The 21,903-nt window shown below is 70.3% G+C and carries 18 protein-coding genes; 3 read left to right on the top strand and 15 right to left on the bottom strand.

Translation table 11 applies throughout. The annotated features are described in order from the left end of the window. Positions 1-34 precede the first annotated feature (34 nt). The 3 genes from TR49_RS26815 (at position 35) to TR49_RS26805 (ending at position 3,929) form a co-directional block, all read left to right on the top strand. Positions 35-1,213 (top strand): hypothetical protein, encoded by a 1,179-nt coding sequence (locus TR49_RS26815; RefSeq protein WP_052434662.1) that lies wholly within the window; start codon positions 35-37, stop codon positions 1,211-1,213. Between the two features lie 191 nt (positions 1,214-1,404). Beyond that, positions 1,405-2,433, top strand: a complete 1,029-nt coding sequence (locus tag TR49_RS26810; RefSeq protein WP_236653547.1) for a sphingomyelin phosphodiesterase — start codon at positions 1,405-1,407, stop codon at positions 2,431-2,433. Positions 2,434-2,618: 185 nt separating this feature from the next. Next, positions 2,619-3,929, top strand: coding sequence for an ABC transporter substrate-binding protein (locus tag TR49_RS26805; RefSeq protein ID WP_042386348.1), 1,311 nt, complete (start codon positions 2,619-2,621; stop codon positions 3,927-3,929). 4 nt (positions 3,930-3,933) lie between these two features. Here the strand turns inward: TR49_RS26805 and TR49_RS26800 are convergent, their stop codons facing one another. The 15 genes from TR49_RS26800 to TR49_RS40365 form a co-directional block, all read right to left on the bottom strand. Next, positions 3,934-4,716, bottom strand: a complete 783-nt coding sequence (locus TR49_RS26800) for a DeoR/GlpR family DNA-binding transcription regulator (RefSeq protein ID WP_042386347.1) — start codon at positions 4,714-4,716, stop codon at positions 3,934-3,936. A gap of 68 nt (positions 4,717-4,784) precedes the next feature. Continuing rightward, complete coding sequence (gene rarD, locus TR49_RS26795; protein WP_439654133.1) at positions 4,785-5,708, bottom strand: EamA family transporter RarD; 924 nt, start codon at positions 5,706-5,708, stop codon at positions 4,785-4,787. 141 nt (positions 5,709-5,849) lie between these two features. Next, positions 5,850-7,934, bottom strand: coding sequence for an APC family permease (locus TR49_RS26790; protein WP_063770178.1), 2,085 nt, complete (start codon positions 7,932-7,934; stop codon positions 5,850-5,852). A gap of 119 nt (positions 7,935-8,053) precedes the next feature. After that, positions 8,054-9,019, bottom strand: coding sequence for a 2-oxoacid:ferredoxin oxidoreductase subunit beta (locus TR49_RS26785; RefSeq protein WP_042386344.1), 966 nt, complete (start codon positions 9,017-9,019; stop codon positions 8,054-8,056). After that, entirely contained in the window at positions 9,012-10,937 is a 1,926-nt protein-coding gene (locus TR49_RS26780; RefSeq protein WP_042386342.1) for a 2-oxoacid:acceptor oxidoreductase subunit alpha, read from the bottom strand. The genes TR49_RS26785 and TR49_RS26780 overlap by 8 nt, the downstream gene beginning before the upstream one ends. A 104-nt stretch (positions 10,938-11,041) precedes the next feature. Next, positions 11,042-11,707, bottom strand: a complete 666-nt coding sequence (locus tag TR49_RS26775) for a LuxR C-terminal-related transcriptional regulator (protein ID WP_042386339.1) — start codon at positions 11,705-11,707, stop codon at positions 11,042-11,044. A 17-nt stretch (positions 11,708-11,724) separates the two neighbouring features. After that, on the bottom strand, positions 11,725-12,735 hold the full coding sequence (locus TR49_RS26770; protein ID WP_042386336.1) for a polyprenyl synthetase family protein: 1,011 nt from the start codon (positions 12,733-12,735) through the stop codon (positions 11,725-11,727). Positions 12,736-12,887: 152 nt separating this feature from the next. Next, positions 12,888-14,507, bottom strand: coding sequence for an NADH-quinone oxidoreductase subunit NuoN (gene nuoN / locus TR49_RS26765; protein WP_042386442.1), 1,620 nt, complete (start codon positions 14,505-14,507; stop codon positions 12,888-12,890). 5 nt (positions 14,508-14,512) lie between these two features. Beyond that, a complete protein-coding gene (locus TR49_RS26760) occupies positions 14,513-16,129 on the bottom strand; it encodes an NADH-quinone oxidoreductase subunit M (protein ID WP_042386335.1) in 1,617 nt (538 codons plus the stop codon). Next, complete coding sequence (gene nuoL, locus TR49_RS26755; protein ID WP_042386332.1) at positions 16,129-18,024, bottom strand: NADH-quinone oxidoreductase subunit L; 1,896 nt, start codon at positions 18,022-18,024, stop codon at positions 16,129-16,131. Before nuoL ends, TR49_RS26760 begins: the two co-directional genes overlap by 1 nt. Positions 18,025-18,043: 19 nt before the next feature. Continuing rightward, on the bottom strand, positions 18,044-18,343 hold the full coding sequence (gene nuoK, locus TR49_RS26750; RefSeq protein WP_042386330.1) for an NADH-quinone oxidoreductase subunit NuoK: 300 nt from the start codon (positions 18,341-18,343) through the stop codon (positions 18,044-18,046). Next, positions 18,340-19,200, bottom strand: coding sequence for an NADH-quinone oxidoreductase subunit J (locus tag TR49_RS26745; protein WP_042386327.1), 861 nt, complete (start codon positions 19,198-19,200; stop codon positions 18,340-18,342). Before TR49_RS26745 ends, nuoK begins: the two co-directional genes overlap by 4 nt. After that, a complete protein-coding gene (gene nuoI, locus TR49_RS26740; RefSeq protein WP_042386325.1) occupies positions 19,197-19,775 on the bottom strand; it encodes an NADH-quinone oxidoreductase subunit NuoI in 579 nt (192 codons plus the stop codon). The genes TR49_RS26745 and nuoI overlap by 4 nt, the downstream gene beginning before the upstream one ends. Beyond that, the gene (gene nuoH, locus TR49_RS26735) at positions 19,765-21,111 is read right to left on the bottom strand and encodes an NADH-quinone oxidoreductase subunit NuoH (RefSeq protein ID WP_042386323.1); all 1,347 of its coding nucleotides are present in this window, start codon (positions 21,109-21,111) and stop codon (positions 19,765-19,767) included. The genes nuoI and nuoH overlap by 11 nt, the downstream gene beginning before the upstream one ends. Then, a partial coding sequence (locus TR49_RS40365) for a molybdopterin-dependent oxidoreductase (protein ID WP_152627471.1) occupies positions 21,111-21,903 on the bottom strand: 793 nt, incomplete at its 5' end. The genes nuoH and TR49_RS40365, both read right to left, overlap by 1 nt.

Raw genomic sequence — 21,903 nt, 5'->3', positions numbered from 1 at the left:
AGAGCGATCCTGCATGACGACGGAGGGACGATCAATGTCGAACAGCACCGCCCGGACGAGCCGTAAGCGGCTGCTGCTGGTGTCGGCGGCCGTGGCGGCCGTGGCGGGTTCCGTGGCCGCGGGGACGGCGCTGGCGGCGGGGCCCTCGCTGCCGTCGGTGTCGGCGCAGAACCTGCTGGCGCGTGCGCTGAGCAGCCACCAGCAGGTCTTCTCCGGCACCATCGAGTCGACGGTGGACCTGGGCCTGCCCTCGGAGCTGGTCTCCCAGCTGCCCTCGGCGCTCGGCGCCTCGGGCGCCCCGGACGCCAAGTCCGGCGCCAGCGCCGCTTCGAGCCCGCAGGCCCAGCAGGCGGAGCAGCAGTTGCTGAGCCTGCTGTCCGGGACGCACGACTTCACCGTGGCCATGGACGGCCCGAACCGTCAGGCGTTCAGCTCGACGGACACCGGCGCCACGGTGCGCTTCATCCACAACGGCACCGAGGCCTGGGCGTACGACAGCCGGAGCAACCAGGCCACCCAGTACACCGGGATCAACCCGGACGAGGCCACCACGCACCCGAGTGCCCCGGCCATGACCACCCCGGCGGACGCGGCGCGGATGCTTCAGGAGATCGCGCCGTTCAGCTCGGTCTCGGTGGACGGCAACTCGATGGTGGCCGGTCGCCAGGTCTACGTCCTCGTCATCTCCCCCAAGGGGCACGGTTCGACGATCGGCGACGTGCGCCTTTCCGTGGACGCGCGGACGGACATGCCGCTCGGGGTGCAGGTGGACCCGTCGGACGGAAGCAGCCCGATCGCCGACGTGCGGTTCGCGTCGATCAGCTACGACGAGCCGGCCGCGAGCACCTTCGACTTCACCCTGCCGCAGGGCGCGAAGCTGACCACCGCGCCCGCCGCGCAGGCCGCGCGCGGGGAGCACGCCCCCGGCCGGCCCGGCGTGCAGAAGCCGCAGGGCGCGCCGGCCCACGGCGACGACGTCCAGGTGATCGGCACGGGCTGGACGACGGTCTACAGGATCAGCCCGTCGGCCACCGCGAAGGACGGCAAGAACGGCAAGGGGGGCAACCCGGCCGACGCGCTCAAGTCCCTCGGCCACTCGGTCCCCGGCGGCACGCTCTTCAGCACCAAGGCGTTCAACGTCCTGATCACCGACAACGGCACCGTCTACGCCGGCGCGGTCACCCCGCAGTTCCTCGAGAACCTCGCCAAGTAGTCCAGAGACACCCGGAAGCAGTCCAGACAAGTGAAGATCTTTTGCAAAAACTAGTCTGGACAAGTGATCGGTCGACCGAGTCTTCGGTCGGCCGATCACATCTGCTCACGCATCGTTCTTCCAAACTTACTTCTCGGTAGTTAGCGTGCAGGTCCGTCATGCACCGGCCCGCCTCTACCGAGGAGACCCTCGTGCGCAAGCGCGCTCTGCTCGCCACCACCGTCGCCGCAGCCACCGCCGTTCTCGGCGGCCTGACCGTCGCGCCCGCCGCCCACGCGACGACGAGCGGCAACTCGCTCTCCGTCTTCGCCTGGAACGTCGACCTGGCCACCTCCGTGGTCGACAGCACCGAGAACGAGAACGCCGCCGGCCGCACGCCGGTCATCGAGTCGATCATCGAGCAGCACAACGCCGACGTGGTGGTCCTCGACGAGCTGTTCAACCACAGCTCGACCAGCAGCATCGAGAGCGCGCTCGCCGCCCAGTACCCGTACCACACGCCGGTCGTCGGCCAGGTCTGCTCCGGCGGCGGCTGGAACGGCATCAGCGGGGACTGCTCGAACTCGCTGTTCGTCATCAACGGCGGCACCATGATCTTCTCGAAGTACCCGATCAAGGCCCAGTACGCCCACGTCTTCTCCAACTCGACCTCGGGCACCTGGGACTACGACTCCAACAAGGGCGCCGCCCTCGCGGAGATCAACAAGAACGGCGTCAACACCTGGGTCGTCGGCACGCACCTGCAGGCCGACCAGTCCGGCACCTCCACCGACACCACGCAGGCCACCCGCCTCGCCCAGCTCGGCGAGATCAAGAGCTGGGTGGGCGGAATCGTCGGCTCCTCCGCGCCGGTCCTCATCGGCGGCGACTTCAACGTCGAGTACTTCCACGGCGCTTCGCGCGGCGACTACGCCAACGCGCAGAACGCGGTGGGCGGCGTGCTGGGCACCCCCGCCACCGACCCGACCCAGCTGACCACCATGGACTGCCCGGTCTCCGCCTGGTGCCAGTACATGTCCGGCGTGGAGACCTTCCCGAGCGACTACCAGGACAGCCTCGACTACGTCGGCTACCTGAACGCCCCGGGCCGCCCGACCCCGCTGGCGCTGCCGTCGGTCACCACCGACTTCGACCCGCAGGCCGGCTGGACCCAGGGGCAGACCGACACCCGGTCCCCGAGCGACCACTACCCGGTGCAGGCCACCTTCCAGCTTCCGTAGCACCCTGGTGAGGGAAGGCGCGCCCAACGTGGTCCACACCACTCGACGGGGTGTCAGAACCCTGGACGCACCCCGTCTCACCTGCTGAAAGGCACCTTGACGCACCACAGTTGATGCGGATGCCATGGACCGTCACACACGCCCAGTGCGGGGGCGTCGTCGGTTCGAGCCAGAAGGCATCACGTATGAGCATCAGCCGCCGCGCCGTCCTCGCCACCGCCGGTCTCACCGGCCTCAGCGCGGGGACGGCGCTGCTGAGCGGCTGCGCCAGCAGCAGCACCAGCGTCACCGGACCCTCCGGAACCCCCGCCTCCCTGGAGGTCTTCTCCTGGTGGACCGAGGGCGGGGAGGCGGCCGCGCTCGCCTCCCTGGTCAGCGAGTTCCACGTGCACAACCCGCACATCGACTTCGTCAACCGCGCGGTCGCCGGCGGCGCCGGAGCCAACGCGAAGGCCGAGCTCGCCCGCCGCCTGAAGGCCGGCAACCCGCCGGACACCTTCCAGGGTCAGGCCGGCGCGATGCTCGACGACTACGTCGACGCCGGGCAGTTGGAGGACCTCGGCTTCCTCTACCGGCAGCAGGGCTGGGACAGGCTGCTCAGCCCCACGCTGCTGCAGCTGACCCAGCGCGGCGGCAAGCAGTGGTCGGTGCCACTGGACATCCACCACATCAACCTGATCTGGGCCAACAGACGCGTCTGCGACCATGCCGGGGTCCCGACCGCCCCCGCCTCCGTCGCCGACTTCGTCAGCGCCCTGCACAAGGTCGCCGCGACCGGAAAGAACCCGCTGGCCATCTCGGTCACGCCGAACGAGATCTGGCAGCTCAAGCACCTGATGGAGTGCCTGCTGCTGGCCGAGCTCGGCGCCGCGGGCTGGCCCGCGCTGTGGCGGCGCGGCGGCGACTGGGGCTCCCAACCGGTCACCGCGGCCCTCGCTGCGCTGCGCGAGATCCTCTCCCTGGCCGTCAACCCGACCGCGGAGGTCACCTGGAACCAGGCCAGCGCGATGGTCGGCAACGGCAGCGCCGCTTACCAGATCATGGGCGACTGGACCGAGGCCACCTTCACCCTCGCCGGCCTCTCCCCCCACCGCGACTACGCCTGGGCCACCGCCCCCGGCACCTCGGAGGCCTTCCTGTTCGCCTCCGACTGCTTCACCCTGCCCAAGGGAGCCAAGGACCGCGACGCGGCCATCGCCTGGCTCGTCGAGTGCGGCAGCCAGGCCGGCCAGGACTCCTTCACCACCGTCAAGGGCGCGATCCCGCCACGCGCGGTCATCGGCGCGACCGAGCGGGGCCTGTTCGACCTGTACTCGAACTGGTCGATGGTGGAGTGGACGACCAAGCAGGTCGTCGGTTCCCTCACCCACGGCGTGGTGGCCCGCGCGGCCTGGAACAACGCGATCGACTCCGCGCTCAACTCGTTCGTGACGAACCGTGATCCGGGGCGCCTCCAGACGGCGCTGGAGGCGGCGGCGAAGCAGTACGCCGCCTAAAGGGTCAGGCCCCCGCCACCAGCATCCGGCCGACGACGGCGCGGGCCTGCTCCCGGGCCCCGGACGGCAGCCCCGCGTCCGTCACCAGGGTGTCCACCGCCGACAGCGGCGCGTAGGACGACAGGCTGACCACCCCCCACTTGCTGTGGTCCGCGAGGACGACCACGCTGCCCGCGCAGGCGATCAGCGCGCGGTTGGTCTCCGCCTCGGCGAGGTTGGGGGTGGTCAGGCCCGCCGTGGGGTCGACGCCGTGGCAGCCGAGGAAGAGCTGGTCGACGTGGAGGTCGTGCAGGGCCAGCGCGGCCATGGTGCCGACCAGCGCGTCGCTGGGGGTGCGCACGCCGCCGGTCAGCACGACCGTCGGGCCGGGCCGGGAGGGGCGCCGGGCCTCGGCGAAGACCTCGGCGACGCGGACGGAGTTGGTGACCACCGTGAGCCGCTCCACGCGCAGCAGGTGGCGGGCGAAGGCCCGGGTCGTCGTGCCTGCGGAGAGCGCGATCGCGGTGCCGGGGCGGACCAGCCGCGCGGCGAGCCGGGCGATCTCGTCCTTGGCCTCCGGCTCCCACTCCGTCTTCGCCTCGAAGCCGGGCTCGACGCCGCCTGCGCCGTCGGCGTGGAGCGCCCCGCCGTGGACCTTCAGGGCCAGCCCCAGACGGGCCAGTTCCGCCAGGTCCCGGCGGATCGTCATGTCGGAGACGCCGAAGCGCGCGGACAGCTCCCCCACCCGCACGCTGCCGCACCGGCGGATCTCCGCGAGGATCACGGACTGGCGCCGCTTCGCCAGCATGTCGCTCCCTCGCTCCCCTCGCCGCGGAGGACACCGCCTCACACAGAGTCGGACGTCCCTGAACGCAATCAAACAGGATCGCGCATATCAGAAACCCCGGGACCCACCGCTGTCAAGGGGTCGCGCTCCGCGCCCGACGCGACGTCAGTTCCCTTCCGCGCCTGCCGCAGCCCGTCCACCGTCAGGACCAGCAGCGCCACCCAGACCAGCGCGAAGCCGGCCCAGCGCTCGGGCGGCATGTGCTCGTGGAAGACCGCGATGCCGAGCAGGAACTGGAAGACCGGGGCCAGGTACTGCAGCAGCCCCATCGTGGTCAGCGGCACCCGGACCGCGGCCGCGCCGAAGGCGACCAGCGGGACGGCCGTCACGACCCCGCACAGGGCCAGCAGCGCGGTGTGGCCGGACCCGTGGCCGGTGAAGGTGGACCCCCCGCTCGCGGACAGCCACAGCAGGTAGCCCAGGGCGGGCAGGAAGAGGAACGCGGTCTCCACGGCGAAGCCCTCCAGGCCGCCGAGCGCGACCGTCTTCTTCAGCAGCCCGTAGGTGGCGAAGGAGAGCGCCAGCGTCAGCGCGATCCAGGGCAGCCGGCCGTAGCCGAGGGTCAGCACCAGGACCGCCCCGGCTCCCGTCGCCACCGCGACCCACTGCGCGGGCCGGAGCCGCTCCTTGAGCACCAGCACGCCGAAGGTGATGGTGACCAGCGGGTTGATGAAGTAGCCGAGCGAGGTCTCGACCACGTGCCCGCTGTTGACGCCCCAGATGTACATCCCCCAGTTGACGCTGATCACCGCGGCGGCCAGGCCGATCAGCGCGAGCCGCTTCGGCTGCCGCAGCAGCGGGCGGATCCAGGCGAGCGCGTCCGGGCGCCTGGCCCGCTGGAAGGCCAGCAGCACGACGGCCGCGGCCAGGGACCAGACCATCCGGTCGGCCAGGATCTCCCAGGCGCCCGCCGGTTTCAGCAGCGGCCAGTACAGGGGGAAGAACCCCCACATCGCGTAGGCGGCGAAGCCGAGCCACAAACCCGTGCGTTGCTCATTACCTCTCACCCGAGGACGGTAAACGAGAGCGCCCCCGCCCAGGAAGTCCGGGCGGGGGCGCTCAGCGCCTGCGACGGGTCGGACGGGGACCCGGTCTCAGTGCTTGGACTCGGTGTGGTCCACGTGGTCGGCCTCATCGGCGTGGTCGGTGCCCTCGAGGGTGTGGTCGAGGTGGTCCAGCTTCTCCACCTTGATGCCGGACGCCGCGGCGTCCTCCAGCTCGTCGTGGGCGCTCACCACGTCGAACGGGACGATGGTGGTGACCACGTTCGGCAGCTTGCCGACAGCGCGGGCGATCTGGTCGGGCGTGCGGCGGTGCAGCAGACGGCCCAGGACCGGCGAGTAGTTGCGCTCCGGGATCAGCAGCGTGATCTGGCTCTTCTCCCGCTTGGCGGTGCGGGCGATCAGCTCGACCAGGGCGCGGGTGATCCGGCGGTCGGGGCACTCGACGATCTCCAGCGACAGGTCACCGACCTCGACGTTGCTCCACTGCAGCCGCAGGCGGTCGGCCTCGCGGTCGTCCGTCATGAAGTGCACCGCGCGGATCTCGGCGGGGCGCATCGAGCGGGCGTAGCGGATCGCCTTGAGCACGGCCAGGTCGACGCGGTCGACCAGGATGTACATCACCTGGCGGCGCGGAGTCGGGCTGGTGGCGTCGACCGGCGCCATGGCCAGCGCCTCGGCCTCCTCGCGGTAGCGCTTGTTGACCTTGATCAGCGACCAGACGCCGATCGGGAAGATCACCACGACCAGCCAGGCGCCCTCGGTGAACTTGGTGACCGCGAAGATCCCGACGACCGCGAAGGAGGCGATCGCGGCCGCGCCGTTGACCGCGACCTTGATCTTCCACTTGCCCTCGCGCCGGTCCAGGTGGTGCTTGACCATGCCCGCGCCGGCCATCGTGAAGCCGGTGAAGACGCCGATCGCATACAGGCTGACCAGGCGGGTCAGATCGCTGTCGGTGCCGATCAGCAGCAGCAGCGAGACGACGGTGAGCACGATGATGCCGCTGGAGAACGCCAGCCGGTGACCGCGGCGGGTCAGCTGGCGCGGCAGGAACGAGTCCTCGGCGACGAAGCTGGCCAGGAACGGGAAGCCGTTGAAGGAGGTGTTGGCGCCCGTGTAGAGGATCAGCGCGGTGGCGAGCTGCACGAAGACCAGCGCCGCGTTGCCGTACCAGCTGTTGCCGAAGGCCCAGCTGGCCTCCTGCGAGACGACGGTCGGGGTGCCGTTCACGAACGGCGTCGCGTGCGTGATGTGCGCCAGCAGCGAGACGCCGAGGACGCCGGTGCCCAGCACGGCGGACATGACGACCATGGTCTTGCGGGCGTTCCTGCCCTGCGGGTTGCGGAAGACGCTGACGCCGTTGGAGATGGCCTCCAGCCCTGTCAGTGAGGAACCGCCGTTGGCGAAGGCGCGCAGCATGGTGAGCAGCGCAGCGCCGTAGAAGAAGCCGTGCTCGCCCGTGCCGAGGGCGTACATCCCGGGCTGGTGGGTGCTCAGCTGGGTGTGGTCGCCGGTGAGGAACCGGAGGAAGCCGACGATCACCAGCAGGCCCATCGCGCCCATGAACAGGTAGGCGGGGAGGGCGAAGGCCCGGCCGGCCTCGCGGATGCCGCGCAGGTTGCCCCAGCACAGAAGCAGCACGACGGCGACGGTCAGCCACAGCTTGTGGTCGGCCACGTCGGATATGAACGCGTTGTTGCCCCACAGGAACTGCCCGAGGGAGACCAGCGCGTCGGTGCCGGCGGCCGCCTGGACGGCGACGGTGACGATGTAGTCGATCAGCAGGGCGACGGCCGCGATCTGGGCGATCCGGGGGCCGAAGTTCTCGCGTGCGACGACGTACGAACCGCCCGCCCGGGTGTAGACCGAGACGACCTCGCGGTACGAGAAGGTCAGCAGGACCAGCAGGCCCAGGATCACGAAGGTCAGCGGGATCAGCGCGGTGAACGCGGCGATGCCGATCGCGGGGATCAGGATCACCAGCATCTGCTCGGAGCCGTACGCCATGGACGAGATGCAGTCCGAGGCCAGCACGCCGAGTGCGACGGAGTTCGAGAGCTTCTCGTGGCCGAGCTGCTCGGTGACCAGGGGCTTACCGAGCAAACGTTTCTTCACTCGGTAGCCGAGGCTCTCCGGGAGCTCGACCTCGCCAGAGGGGCTGATGGTGCCGGCCATGATGGGGTTCCGATCCGGGCGGGAGTTGACACCCCATGCATACCGCCGCCCGGTGGAACAATCCGGACATCTTCCCGCTGGGAGCGGGATCTTAGCGCCTCTCTAACGCCGACGTGATCTCACCGAACCATCCACGTGTCAGAACCGCTAAGAAGCGCCGCCAGATCCCCCTCACCACGCTCCGTGACGGCCTGCTCCAGCTGGGCGTTCAGCTGCCGGTCGTAGGCGGGCCGGGCGACGGCCCGCAGGACCCCGATCGGGGTGGGCTCGGTGAGCCGCGACAGCGCGAAGGCTCGCGTCGGGTCGGGGTCGGTGACGTCGTGGACGATCGCCTCACCGTCGGGGGCGAGGCGGTACGGCTGACCGTGCTCCAGGCGCAGCAGCGCGGCGTCCCGCGTCGCCGGGTCCTTCAGGACCTCGAAGGCGCCGTCGTTGAAGATGTTGCAGTTCTGGTAGATCTCCACCAGTGCGGTGCCCTGGTGCTGGGCTGCGGCGCGCAGCACCGAGGTCAGGTGCTGGCGGTCGGAGTCGATGGTGCGGGCCACGAAGCCGGCCTCCGCGCCGAGTGCGAGCGACAGCGGGCGGAACGGCTCATCGAGGGAGCCCATCGGGGTCGACTTGGTGATCTTGCCGGGCTCGCTGGTGGGCGAGTACTGGCCCTTGGTGAGGCCGTAGATCCGGTTGTTGAACAGCAGGATCTTCAGGTTCACGTTGCGGCGCAGCGCGTGGATCAGGTGGTTGCCGCCGATGGACAGCGCGTCGCCGTCACCGGTGATCACCCAGACCGACAGGTCCGGGCGCGAGGCCGCCAGGCCGGTGGCGATGGCGGGGGCGCGGCCGTGGATGGAGTGCATCCCGTAGGTGCTCAGGTAGTACGGGAAGCGGGAGGAGCAGCCGATGCCGGAGATGAAGACGATCTTCTCTCGGGGGATGCCGAGCTCGGGCAGGAAGCCCTGCACCGCCGCCAGGATCGCGTAGTCCCCGCAGCCGGGGCACCAGCGCACCTCCTGGTCGGACTTGAAGTCCTTCGCCGTCAGCTTGAGCGCGCCGTTCGCCGTGATGCCGGCCGGCTTGATGTCAGTCATCGAGCGCCTCCGAGATGACGGCAGCCAGCTGGGCGGCCTTGAACGGCATGCCGCTGACCTGTGTGAACGAGCGGGCGTCGACCAGGTACCTGGCCCGCAGCAGCATCGCCAGCTGCCCCAGGTTCATCTCCGGCACCAGCACCTTGTCGTAGCGCCGCAGCACCTCGCCGAGATTGGGCGGGAAGGGGTTGAGGTAGCGCAGGTGGGCCTGGGCGACCTTGCCGCCCGCCGCACGGGCGCGCCGCACACCGGCCGCGATCGGCCCGAAGGTCGATCCCCAGCCGAGCACCAGCAGCCGCGCGTCGCCGCCAGGATCGTCCACGGCCAGCTCCGGCACGCTGACGCCGTCGACCTTGGCCTGACGGGTGCGGACCATGTGGTCGTGGTTGGCCGGGTCGTAGGAGATGTTGCCGGTGCCGTCCTGCTTCTCGATCCCGCCGATACGGTGCTCAAGCCCCGGCGTGCCCGGCACCGCCCACGGACGCGCCAAGGTCTCCGGATCGCGCAGGTAGGGCCAGAAGCCGCCCGAGCCGTCGGGGGCGTTCGGCTCGGTCGCGAAGGCGACCCGCAGGTCCGGCAGCTCGGAGACCTCGGGGACCCGCCACGGCTCCGAGCCGTTGGCCAGGTACCCGTCGGAGAGCAGGAACACCGGCGTGCGGTAGGCGAGCGCGATCCGCGCCGCCTCCAGCGCCATGGTGAAGCACTCCCCCGGCGAGGCGGGCGCCACGATCGGCACCGGCGCCTCGCCGTTGCGCCCGAACATGGCCTGCAGCAGGTCCGCCTGCTCGGTCTTGGTCGGCAGGCCCGTCGACGGGCCGCCGCGCTGGATGTCGACGACCAGCAGCGGCAGCTCCAGCGAGACCGCGAGCCCGATCGTCTCGCTCTTCAGCGCGATGCCCGGCCCCGACGTCGTGGTCACGCCCAGCGCGCCGCCGAAGGCCGCGCCGAGCGCCGCGCCGATCCCGGCGATCTCGTCCTCGGCCTGGAAGGTCCGCACGCCGAAGTTCTTGTGCTTGGACAGCTCGTGCAGGATGTCGGAGGCGGGGGTGATCGGGTAGGAGCCCAGGAACAGCGGCAGTTCCGACTGCTTCGAGGCGGCGATCAGCCCGTAGGCCAGCGCCAGGTTGCCGGAGATGTTGCGGTAGCGACCGGGCGCGAAGGCTCTCGCGGCCGGGGCGACCTCGTAGGAGACCGCGAACGACTCGGTGGTCTCGCCGTAGTTCCACCCCGCCCGGAACGCCAGCACGTTGGCCTCGGCGATCTCCGGCCGCTTCGCGAACTTGGCCCGCAGGAACGTCTCGGTGCCCTCGGTGGGCCGGTGATACATCCACGACAGCAGCCCGAGCGCGAACATGTTCTTGGCCCGCTCGGCGTCCTTGCGGGCGAGCGAGGTCTCCTTCAGCGCCTCCACCGTCAGCGTGGTCAGCGCCACCGGGTGCACCCGGTACTCGCCCAGCGTCCCGTCGTCGAGCGGGTCCGCCTGCCAGCCCACCTTGGCCAGCGCGCGCTTGGTGAACTCGTCGGTGTTGACGATGATCTCCGCGCCGCGCGGCAGGTCCGCCAGGTTCGCCTTGAGCGCGGCCGGGTTCATCGCCACCAGCACGTCGGGGGCGTCGCCCGGGGTCAGGATGTCGTGGTCGGCGAAGTGCAGCTGGAAGCTGGAGACACCCGGCAGGGTGCCTGCGGGGGCCCTGATCTCCGCCGGGAAGTTCGGCAGCGTCGACAGGTCGTTGCCGAAGCCCGCCGTCTCGGAGGTGAACCGGTCACCGGTCAGCTGCATACCGTCACCGGAGTCCCCGGCGAAGCGGATCACGACACGGTCGAGCCGCCGCACCCGCTTGCCCCCATTGGCCGGCTCGGACTCCGGATCATGGGACTCGTCGAACGTGGAACCCGTCTCCTCGACCCTGCTGGTCACGACGTGGGCCTCCCTCGTCACCGATGGTGTGCTCCGCGTAAAAGATCCTATGCCCGTCAAGGTGCCTGGCGGTGGATCCCGAGGACACGATATCTGACGGTCAATCAGGAATTGAGATAGGTCAGCACCGCCAGCACCCGGCGGTGGTCCTCAGGGCTCTGGCCCAGGCCCAGCTTCGAGAAGATGTTGCTGACGTGCTTCTCCACGGCCCCGTCGGAGACCACCAGCTGACGTGCCACGGCCGCGTTGCTGCGACCCTCCGCCATCAGGCCCAGGACCTCCCGCTCCCGGGGCGTCAGATCGGCCAGCACGTCCCGCTTGCGGCTTCGGCCCAGCAGCTGCGCGACCACCTCCGGGTCCAGCGCGGTGCCGCCCGCGGCGACGCGGGCGACCGCGTCCACGAACTCGCGCACCTCCGCCACCCGGTCCTTCAGCAGGTAGCCGACACCACGCGTCGAACCCGCCAGCAGCTCGGAGGCGTAGCGCTCCTCCACGTACTGCGACAGCACCAGCGTGCCCACGCCCGGGTGCCGCTCCCGCAGCGCGATGCAGGCGCGCACGCCCTCGTCGGTGTGGGTCGGCGGCATCCGCACGTCCGCCACCACCACGTCCGGCACGCCCTCCGGGGATGCCGCCAGCTCGTCGACCAGCGCCAGCAGCGCCTCGCCGTCCTCCACGGCGCCGACGACCGCGAGACCGCGGTCGGTCAGCAACCGGGTGAGGCCCTCGCGCAGCAGCACGGAATCCTCGGCTATCACGACACGCAGCATGGCTCACATGCTAGCGATCACATCGTGCGCAGAGCGACCGCGTCGCACAGGCCCTCCAGGGCCGTCTTGGCCGAGCAGTCCGGCAGCGGGCGCAGCAGCGCGCGGGCCTCCTCGGACCAGCGCAGCGTCTCCTCCCGGGCCAGCGCCAGCGCCGGGTGGCCGCGCAGCAGGCGCAGCGCCTCGGCGTGCAGCTCGTCGTCCTCGATCGGGCCGGCCGTCAGCTCGCGCAGCCGCAGGTCGCCCGGGACGGACTCGTCCGGCTCGGAGGCGCGCAGCAGCAGCACCGGCAGCGTCGGCACACCCTCGCGCAGGTCCGTGCCGGGCGTCTTGCCCGACTCCTGGCTGTCGCTGGCGATGTCCAGCACGTCGTCGGCCAGCTGGAAGGCGATGCCGATGCGCTCGCCGTACTGCGTCAGTATGTCGCAGACGTATTCGTCGGCCCCGGCCAGCAGCGCGCCCAGACGGCAGGAGACGGCGATCAGCGACCCGGTCTTGCCGGACAGCACGTCCAGGTAGTGCCGGACCGGGTCGTCCTCCGGGCCGGGCCCGGCCGTCTCCAGGATCTGGCCGGTGACCAGGCGCTCGAACGCCTGGGACTGCAACCGCACCGCCTCCGGGCCGAGGTCGGCCAGGATCTGCGAGGCGCGGGAGAAGAGGAAGTCACCGGTGAGGATGGCGACGGAGTTGTCCCAGCGGGCGTTGGCGCTGACCGCGCCGCGGCGCATGGACGCCTCGTCCATCACGTCGTCGTGGTAGAGCGTGGCCAGGTGGGTCAGCTCGACCACCACCGAGGCCGGGACCACGCCCGGCGCGTTCGCGTCGCCGAACTGGGCGGCGAGGATGGCCAGCAGCGGGCGGAACCGCTTGCCGCCCGCGTGGAGCAGATGCTGTGCGCCGACTGTGATGAACGGCACGTCGCTCTTGGTCGCCTCGGCCAGTGCCTGTTCGACGGCGGAGAGCCCGAGGCGGACGTCGGTCTCCAGTGCCTGGTCCTGCACGCTCAGCCCGAAGGGCCCCACGACGGTCACCGGGAACACTCCTTGCGCTGGTCGGGTGGGGGCGGCCGATAAGAGCCACCAAGGGCAGCGTATCCGGTCGACTGTCGATCACCGAGCGCGCCCGGCCCACTGTCACAGCGGGCCGGGCGCGCATGAGGGTTGTTCCGGCGTTCCCGGACCGTTCACCGAACGAAGAGTGACGCCTGGTTCGCGAGATGCAGGAAGTACTCCGGCGCCACGCCGAGCACCACGGTGACGACCGCGCCCAGCCCGATCGCCGCGCCCGTCAGCGGGCTCGGCACGGCGACGGTCGGGCCGTCGGCGCGCGGGTCCGAGAAGAACATCAGCACGATCACCCGGATGTAGAAGAACGCCGCCACCGCCGAGGACAGCACACCGACGATGACCAGCGCCGTGGCCCCACTGCCCGACGCGGCCTGGAACACCGCGAACTTCCCGGTGAAGCCGGACGTCAGCGGGATGCCCGCGAAGGCCAGCAGGAACAGCGCGAAGACCGCCGCCAGCAGCGGCGAGCGCCGCCCGAGACCGGCCCAGCGCGACAGGTGCGTCGCCTCCCCGTCCGCGTCGCGCACCAGGGTGACCACGGCGAACGCCCCGAGCGTCACGAAGGAGTACGCGGCCAGGTAGAACATCACCGCGCCGAGACCGCTGCGGTCCAGCGCGATCACGCCCGTCAGGATGAACCCGGCGTGGGCCACGGACGAGTAGGCCAGCAGGCGCTTCACGTCCGTCTGGGTCACCGCGATGATCGCGCCCGCGACCATGGTCAGGATCGCCACGCCCCACAGCACCGGCCGCCAGTCCCAGGACAGGCCCGGGAAGGCGACGTAGAGCAGCCGCAGCATCGCCCCGAAGGCGGCCACCTTGGTGGCGGAGGCCATGAAACCGGTGACCGGCGTCGGCGCGCCCTGGTAGACGTCGGGCGTCCACATGTGGAACGGCACCGCGCCGACCTTGAACAGCAGGCCCACGCCCAGCATCGCCAGGCCGATCAGCAGCAGCACGTCGTTGCCGGTGGTCTGCGCCAGCGCCGGCGTGATCGTCGCCTTGCCCTCCACCACGTCGGCGATCCGGCTCAGCTGCACCGAACCCGCGTAGCCGTAGACCAGCGCGAGGCCGAACAGGAAGAACGCCGACGAGAACGCGCCGAGCAGGAAGTACTTGACCGCCGCCTCCTGCGACAGCAGCCGACGACGGCGCGCCAGCGCGCAGAGCAGGTAGAGCGGAAGGGAGAAGACCTCCAGCGCCACGAACATCGTCAGCAGGTCCGAGGCGGCCGGGAAGAGCAGCATGCCGCCCACCGCGAACATCGTCAGCGGGTAGATCTCGGTGGTCGCGTGACCGGACGTCGCCGCCCGCCGCTCCGCGTCGCTGCCGGGCACCGCCGCGGCCTCCGGCGCGAACGCGTCGACCGCCGCGCCCGTCCCCGAGCGCGGCTCCAGCCGCCGCTCGGCGAACTGCAGCACCGCGACGACCGCCACGAGCGTGATCACGCCCTGCAGGAACAGCGACGGCCCGTCCACGGCGACCGCGCCCATCGCGGCGAGGTCCGCCTTGTTCGTGGCGTAGCCGTCCACCGCCAGGTAGAGGATCAGCCCGAACGAGGCCGCGAGCCCCGCCAGCGCGATGCCGATCTGCGTCGTGTAGCGGTGCCGTCGCGGCACGAAGGCCTCGGCGAGGATGCCGACCAGCGCCGCGCCGAAGACCGCCAGCATCGGCGACAGCTGCAGGTACTCGATGTGCGGCGCGGAGATCGGGGGAATCGCCGCCGCCAGCGTCATGCCGGTCACTGGCCGCCTCCGGTGGTGGTCGTAGCAGCGTTACTGTGCGCACTGGTGAGATGCGGCGTCGGGTCGCTCTGCCCCATCTGGGAGAGCGTCTGGTTCACCGACGGGTTGACGATGTCGGCGATCGGCTTCGGGTAGACGCCCAGCACCAGCAGCAGCGCGATCAGCGGGGCGACGACCACCAGCTCACGGGCCTTCAGATCGCCCACGCCCTCGTTGCCGGGCTTGACCGGGCCGGTCATGGTGCGCTGGTAGAGCACCAGCACGTACAGCGCGGCCAGCACGATGCCCGCCGTGGCGACGATGCCGAGCGCCGGGTAGCGCTCGAAGGTGCCGACCAGGACCAGGAACTCGCTGACGAACGGGCCGAGCCCCGGCAGCGACAGGATCGCCAGTCCGCCCACCAGGAAGGTCCCGGCCATGATCGGCGCGACCTTCTGGACTCCGCCGTAGTCGGCGATGAGCCGGCTGCCGCGACGCGACATCAGGAAGCCCGCCACCAGCAGCCAGGCCGCCGTCGAGACGCCGTGGTTCACCATGTAGAGCTCCGCGCCCGACTGGCCCTGGCTGGTCAGCGCGAAGATGCCGAGGATGATGAAGCCGAAGTGCGAGATCGACGCGTAGGCGACCAGCCGCTTGATGTCCTTCTGACCCACCGCCAGCAGCGCCCCGTACAGGATGCCGATGACGGAGAGCACCAGGATCGCCGGGGCGAAGGTCTTGCTCGCCTGCGGGAACAGCTGCAGGCAGAAGCGGAGCATCGCGAAGGTGCCGACCTTGTCGACCACCGCCGTGATCAGCACCGCCACACCCGGCGTGGCCTCGCCCATGGCGTTGGGCAGCCAGGTGTGCAGCGGCCACAGTGGCGCCTTCACCGCGAAGGCGAACATGAAGCCCAGGAAGAGGGCGTTCTCCGCCGTCGAGGAGAAGTGCAGCGAGCCGTTCTGCAGCGCGGTGGTGATGGAGACCAGGGAGAAGGTGTGGGTGATGGTGTAGAGGCCGATCACCGCCGCCAGCATGACCAGGCCGCCGAGCAGGTTGTAGAGCAGGAACTTGACGGCCGCGTAGCTGCGCTGCCGCGCGTCCTCGCCCTTCGTCCGGTCCCCGAAGCCGCCGATGAGGAAGTACATCGGGATCAGCATGGCTTCGAAGAAGACGTAGAACAGGAAGACGTCGGTGGCCTCGAAGGCGATCACCACCATCGCCTCGACCGCCAGGATCAGGGCGAAGAAGCCCTGGGTGCGGCGGTTGCGCTCGAAGGTCCCCGAGTCGTCCACGACCGGGTCGGCGTCGTGCCAGGAGGCCAGCATGACGAACGGCACCAGCACGCCCGTCAGCAGGATCAGCACGACGCCGAGGCCGTCGACGCCGAGGCTGTAGTTGATGCCGAACTGCGGGATCCAGCTGTGGTTCTCGGTCATCTGGTAGCGCGCCCCGTGCGGCTGGTACCGCGCGGCGACGACGCAGGCCAGGACGAGCGTCCCGAGTGAGAAGAGCAGCGGGACGACCTTGTTGCGGTCGCGGCTGCGGGTGTTGGTGGCCGGCGGCAGCGCGGCGGTGAGGACCGCGCCGACGGCCGGCAGCGCGGCGGCGACTGTCAGAATCGGAAAGCTCATCAGACGGCCCTCATCAGGAGCGTGGTGGCGGCCAGCACCAGCGCGCCGCCGAACATCGACAGGGCGTAGGAGCGGACATAACCGTTCTGGACCTTGCGCACCCGGCCGGAGGTCCCGCCGATCAGCGCGGCGATGCCGTTGACCAGTCCGTCCAGGCCCTTGCCCTCGAGGTAGACCAGGAAGCGGGTCAGGTGCGAGCCGCCGCTGACCAGGACGACGTGGTTGAAGTCGTCCTGCAGCAGGTCCCGGCGGGCGGCCCGGGTGAGCAGCGAGCCGAGCGGCGGCACGGCCGGGACCGGCTTGCGGCCGTACATCATCCAGGCGACGCCGACGCCGAGCAGCAGCACGACCGTCGTGCACGCGGTCACGGTCGTGGTGCTCAGCGGCGAGTGGCCCTCCTGGTAGCCCGTCACCGGGCTCAGCCAGTGGACGAACGAGGAGTTGATGCTGAACAGACCGCCGAGGAAGACCGAGCCGAAGGCGAGGATCACCATCGGGGCGCCCATGACGGCCGGGGACTCGTGCGGGTGCGGCTCGTGGCCGTCCGCGTCGGGAACCCAGCGCTTCTCGCCGAAGAAGGTCATCAGCATGACGCGGGTCATGTAGAAGGCGGTCACGGCCGCACCGACCAGCGTGCAGGTGCCGAGGATCCAGCCCTCCGTCCCGCCGTGGCCGAAGGCCGCCTCGATGATCTTGTCTTTGGAGAAGAAGCCGGACAGTCCGGGGAAGCCGATGATGGCCAGGTAGCCGAGCCCGAAGGTCACGAAGGTCAGCGGCATGTACTTCCGCAGACCGCCGTACTTCCGCATGTCGACCTCGTCGTTCATGCCGTGCATGACCGAACCGGCGCCGAGGAAGAGTCCGGCCTTGAAGAAGCCGTGGGTGACCAGGTGCATGATCGCGAAGACGTAGCCGATCGGGCCCAGGCCCGCCGCCAGCACCATGTAGCCGATCTGCGACATCGTCGACCCGGCCAGCGCCTTCTTGATGTCGTCCTTGGCGCAACCGACGATCGCACCGAAGAGCAGCGTGACCGCGCCGACCACGACCGTCGCCAGCTGGGCCGTGGGCGCCAGGTTGAAGATGGCGGAGGAGCGGGTGATCAGGTAGACGCCGGCGGTGACCATCGTCGCCGCGTGGATCAGGGCTGAGACCGGGGTCGGGCCCTCCATCGCGTCACCGAGCCAGGACTGCAGCGGCACCTGGGCCGACTTGCCGCAGGCGGCCAGCAGCAGCATCAGCCCGATGCCGGTCAGCGTCGCCTGCGTCGCCTTCGGCGCGTCTGCGAAGACGGGCGTGAAGGCGAAGGTCCCGAAGGTGGTGAACATCAGCATGACCGCGATGGACAGGCCGACGTCGCCGACGCGGTTGACCAGGAACGCCTTCTTGGCCGCCGTGGCCGCGCTCGGCTTGTGCTGCCAGAAGCCGATCAGCAGGTAGGAGGCGAGACCCACGCCCTCCCAGCCGACGTACAGCAGCAGGTAGTTGTCGGCCAGCACCAGCAGCAGCATGGCCGCGAGGAAGAGGTTCAGAAAGCCGAAGAACTTACGGCGCTTCTCGTCGTGCGCCATGTACCCGATCGAGTACAGGTGGATCAGCGAGCCGACACCCGTGATCAGCAGCACGAAGGTCATCGACAGCTGGTCCAGCTGGAACCCGACCTCGGCCTGGAAGCCGTTCACCGGGATCCACGTGTAGAGGTTGAGATGGACCGGCCGGTCGGCGGCGGAGCGGCCCAGCATCGAGAAGAACAGCGCGAGCCCCACGCCGAAGGAGGCGAAGGCGAGGAGCGTGCCGAGCCAGTGCCCGACGCGATCCAGGCGGCGGCCGCCGCAGAGCAGCAACGCCGCTCCCAGCAGCGGAACCGCGACCAGTACGGGGATGAGATTGTCCACTTCTCGTCAGCCTCCGCCGCTACAGCTTCATGAGGTTGGTGTCGTCGACCGAGGCCGAGTGACGGGTGCGGAAGACGCTCACGATGATCGCCAGACCGACGACCACCTCGGCCGCCGCGACCACCATGGTGAAGAAGGCGATGATCTGCCCGTCCAGGTTGCCGTGCAGCCGGGAGAAGGTGACCAGGGCCAGGTTGCAGGCGTTGAGCATCAGCTCCACGCACATGAACAGCACGATCGCGTTGCGCCGCACCAGCACGCCGACGGCGCCGATGGTGAACAGCAGGGAGGCCAGATACAGGTAGTTGACCGGGTTCACTTCGACTCCACCTCCCGCTGCTGCTGCTCCGGCTTCTGCCCGACGTGCGACAGCTCGCTGCCGCTGCGCGGCTTCGGGGTCTTCCGGCCCAGCCAGTGCGCGGCGCCGGACTCCAGCTCGCCCATGCGGCGCAGCACGTCGCTGCCGAGCTGCCGCATCTGACCGCGTTGGCGCAGCGTCGGATTGACGCTGATCTCGGCCGGGGTGCCGTCCGGCAGCAGGCCGGGCGCGTCGACCGCGTTGTGGCGGGCGTAGACGCCGGGCGCCGGCAGCGGCGTGACCTGCGTGCCGAGACGGACCCGCTGCTCGGCCAGCTCGCGCTGGCTCTGCTTGACCTCGGTGGCGTCGCGGTGCGTCAGCACCATCGCGCCGACCGCGGCGGTGATCAGCAGCGCGCCGGTGACCTCGAAGGCCCACACGTACTGGGTGAAGATCAGCCGCGCCAGGCCCGGGACGTTGCCGCCGCTCGCCTGGTTGGCCGCGCCGACGCCGGTGAAGCTGCGCAGGTGCGCGTTGGCGATCCCGGCGCAGAGCAGCACGCCCATGCCGATCCCGCCGAGCACCGCGGCCACCCGCTGGCCCTTCAGCACCTCCTTGACCGAGTCGGCCGAGGAGACGCCCACCAGCATGACCACGAAGAGGAAGAGCATCATGATCGCGCCGGTGTAGACGACGATCTGCACGATGCCGAGGAAGACCGCGCCCTCGGCCATGTAGCAGACCGCCAGCGCGAGCATCGTGCCCGCCAGGCAGAGCGCCGAGTGGACCGCCTTGCGGCACAGGACCATGCCCAGCGCCCCGCCGACCGCGACCACCGCGAGCACCCAGAACTGGACGGCCTCACCGGTGGAGGTCACGAGGCCACCTCCCCCTTGCTGACCGCGACCTGACGCTCGGTGCCCGGCGCGGCCTCGGTGACCTGACCGCGGTAGTAGTCGCCCTCGTCCGTGCCCGGGTAGATGGCGTGGGGCGTGTCGACCATGCCCTCGGTCAGTCCGGCCAGCAGCTGCTCCTTGGTGAAGATCAGCGACTCGCGGGAACTGTCGGCCAGTTCGTACTCGTTGGTCATCGTGAGCGCCCGCGTCGGGCAGGCCTCGATGCAGAGGCCGCAGAGGATGCAGCGGGCGTAGTTGATCTGGTAGACCCGCCCGTACCGCTCACCCGGCGAGTAGCGCTCCTCGTCGGTGTTGTCCGCGCCCTCCACGTAGATGGCGTCCGCCGGGCACGCCCACGCGCACAGCTCGCAGCCGACGCACTTCTCCAGCCCGTCCGGGTGCCGGTTGAGCTGGTGCCGCCCGTGGAAGCGCGGCGCGGTGGGCTTCTTGTACTCGGGGTACTGCTCGGTCAGGCGCTTCTTGAACATGGCCTTGAAGGTCACGCCGAAGCCCGCGGCGGGTCCCAGCCCCCATGACCCATGGTTCTCAGTAGGCACCGTCGTCTCCCTTCAGTGCAGGAACAGTGGTGGACTCCGCAGGCTGGGAGCGCGACGGACGCCGCGGCACCGCCGGGAGCTGCTGCCCCGGCATCGGCGGCACCGGGAAGCCGCCCGCCATCGGGTCGAAAGGCTCCTGGCCGGCGCCCGCCTCGGCGGGCTCCTGCTTCTTCGGCCGCAGCATGTCGAAGAGGACCGAGAGCAGCACCAGGGCGACCACGCCGCCGGCCACGTACAGCACCACGTCGCCGAAGTTGTGGCCCTCGTTGCGCAGCGCCCGGACGGTGGCCACCAGCAGCAGCCACACCAGCGAGACCGGGATCAGCACCTTCCAGCCCAGCTTCATGAACTGGTCGTAGCGCAGCCGGGGAAGCGTGCCGCGCAGCCAGATGAAGACGAAGAGCAGCAGCTGGATCTTGATGATCAGCCACAGCATGGGCCACCAGCCGTGGTTGGCCCCGGCCCAGAAGGCGCTGATCGGCCACGGCGCCCGCCAGCCGCCCAGGAACATCACGCTGGCCACCGCCGAGACGGTGACCATGTTGATGTACTCCGCCAGCATGAACATCGCGAACTTCAGCGAGGAGTACTCCGTGTTGAAGCCGCCGACCAGCTCACCCTCCGCCTCGGGGAGGTCGAAGGGGGCGCGGTTGGTCTCGCCGACCATGGACACCAGGTAGACCAGGAAGCTCACCGGCAGCAGCACCGCGAACCAGGTGTGCGTCTGCGCGTCCACGATCGCGGACGTCGACATCGAGCCGGAGTAGAGGAAGACCGCCGCGAAGCTCAGGCCCATCGCGATCTCGTAGGAGACCATCTGCGCCGCCGACCGCAGCCCGCCGAGCAGCGGGTACGTCGAGCCGGAGGCCCATCCCGCCAGCACGATGCCGTAGATCCCGATCGAGGCCGTGGCCAGGATGAACAGGATGCCGACGGGCAGGTCGGTCAGCTGCATCGTGGTCCGGGTGCCGAAGATGGAGATCTGGTGGTCCGCCGGGCCGAACGGGATCACCGCGAAGGCCATGAAGGCCGGCATCGCAGAGATGATCGGGGCCAGTACGAAGACCACCTTGTCGGCGGCCGTGACGACCAGGTCCTCCTTCAGGGCCAGCTTCACGCCGTCCGCGAGGCTCTGCAGCAGGCCCCACGGGCCGTGCCGGTTGGGGCCGATGCGCAGCTGCATCCAGGCGACGACCTTGCGCTCCCAGACGATGGCGATCAGCACCGTCAGGACCAGGAACGCGAAGACGAACACCGCCTTCAGCAGCACCAGCCACCAGGGGTCGCGTCCGAAGAAGGAGAGGTCCTCGGCCGCGAGCAGCACCGCAGGATGCATCACCGCTGCTCCTCCATGTCAGGCTTCTCGTCAGGGGTGGAGGCCAGCGCCACGATCCGGCCGGGCACCGCGCCGAGCGTCCGCGCGACCCCGCCCGGGCTGGAGTTGAGCGGCAGCCACACCACCCGGTCCGGCAGCTCCGCCGTGATCGCCAGCGGCAGCGTGACGACGCCCGCCGGTCCGGTCACCGTGAGCGGCGCCCCGTCGGCGACGCCGACCTCGGCCGCGGTCGCCGGCGAGAGCCGGGCCACGGCCGGGTGCCGGGTGCCGGCCAGCGCCTCGTCGCCCTGCTGCAGCACGCCGTTGTCGAGCAGCTGCCGCCAGCCGGCCAGCACCGCCTCGCCCGCGCTCGGACGCGGCAGCGGGTGGGCCAGCTCGATGGGCGCGTCCGCGCGCTCGCCGCGCCAGGGCCCGAAGGCGTCCAGCTCGCGGCGGGCCGCGACCACGTCCGGCAGGCCGAGGTGCTTGTCCATGGCGTCGGCCAGCATGTGCAGTACCCGCAGGTCGTCGTTCAGGTGACGCTGCGTCAGCTGGTCGGGCTTGAGAGCCGGCTCGAAGGAGCGGACCCTGCCCTCCCAGTCCAGGAAGGTGCCCGCCTTCTCGGCGACCGCCGCGACCGGCAGCACCACGTCCGCCCGCGCGGTGACCGCGCTCGGCCGCAGCTCCAGGCTGACCACGAAACCGGCCCTGGCCAGCGCCTCGTCGGCGGCGGCCGGGTCCGGCAGGTCGTCGATCTCGACGCCGCCGACCAGCAGCGCGTCCAACTCCCCGGCGGCCGCCGCGGTGATGATC

This window comes from Streptacidiphilus melanogenes, assembly GCF_000787835.1.
GTDB lineage: Bacteria > Actinomycetota > Actinomycetes > Streptomycetales > Streptomycetaceae > Streptacidiphilus > Streptacidiphilus melanogenes.
This window is presented reverse-complemented; position numbering and strand designations above follow the sequence as displayed.

Excerpts from the sequence above, each read along its gene's own strand:
- TR49_RS26815 (WP_052434662.1), top strand. The coding sequence starts at position 35 with ATGTCGAACAGCACCGCCCGGACGAGCCGTAAGCGGCTGCTGCTGGTG.
- TR49_RS26805 (WP_042386348.1), top strand. The coding sequence starts at position 2,619 with ATGAGCATCAGCCGCCGCGCCGTCCTCGCCACCGCCGGTCTCACCGGC.
- TR49_RS26800 (WP_042386347.1), bottom strand. The coding sequence starts at position 4,716 with ATGCTGGCGAAGCGGCGCCAGTCCGTGATCCTCGCGGAGATCCGCCGG.
- rarD (WP_439654133.1), bottom strand. The coding sequence starts at position 5,708 with ATGTGGGGGTTCTTCCCCCTGTACTGGCCGCTGCTGAAACCGGCGGGC.
- TR49_RS26790 (WP_063770178.1), bottom strand. The coding sequence starts at position 7,934 with ATGGCCGGCACCATCAGCCCCTCTGGCGAGGTCGAGCTCCCGGAGAGC.
- TR49_RS26785 (WP_042386344.1), bottom strand. The coding sequence starts at position 9,019 with ATGACTGACATCAAGCCGGCCGGCATCACGGCGAACGGCGCGCTCAAG.
- TR49_RS26775 (WP_042386339.1), bottom strand. The coding sequence starts at position 11,707 with ATGCTGCGTGTCGTGATAGCCGAGGATTCCGTGCTGCTGCGCGAGGGC.
- nuoN (WP_042386442.1), bottom strand. The coding sequence starts at position 14,507 with ATGACGCTGGCGGCGGCGATTCCCCCGATCTCCGCGCCGCACATCGAG.
- TR49_RS26760 (WP_042386335.1), bottom strand. The coding sequence starts at position 16,129 with ATGAGCTTTCCGATTCTGACAGTCGCCGCCGCGCTGCCGGCCGTCGGC.
- nuoH (WP_042386323.1), bottom strand. The coding sequence starts at position 21,111 with ATGCATCCTGCGGTGCTGCTCGCGGCCGAGGACCTCTCCTTCTTCGGA.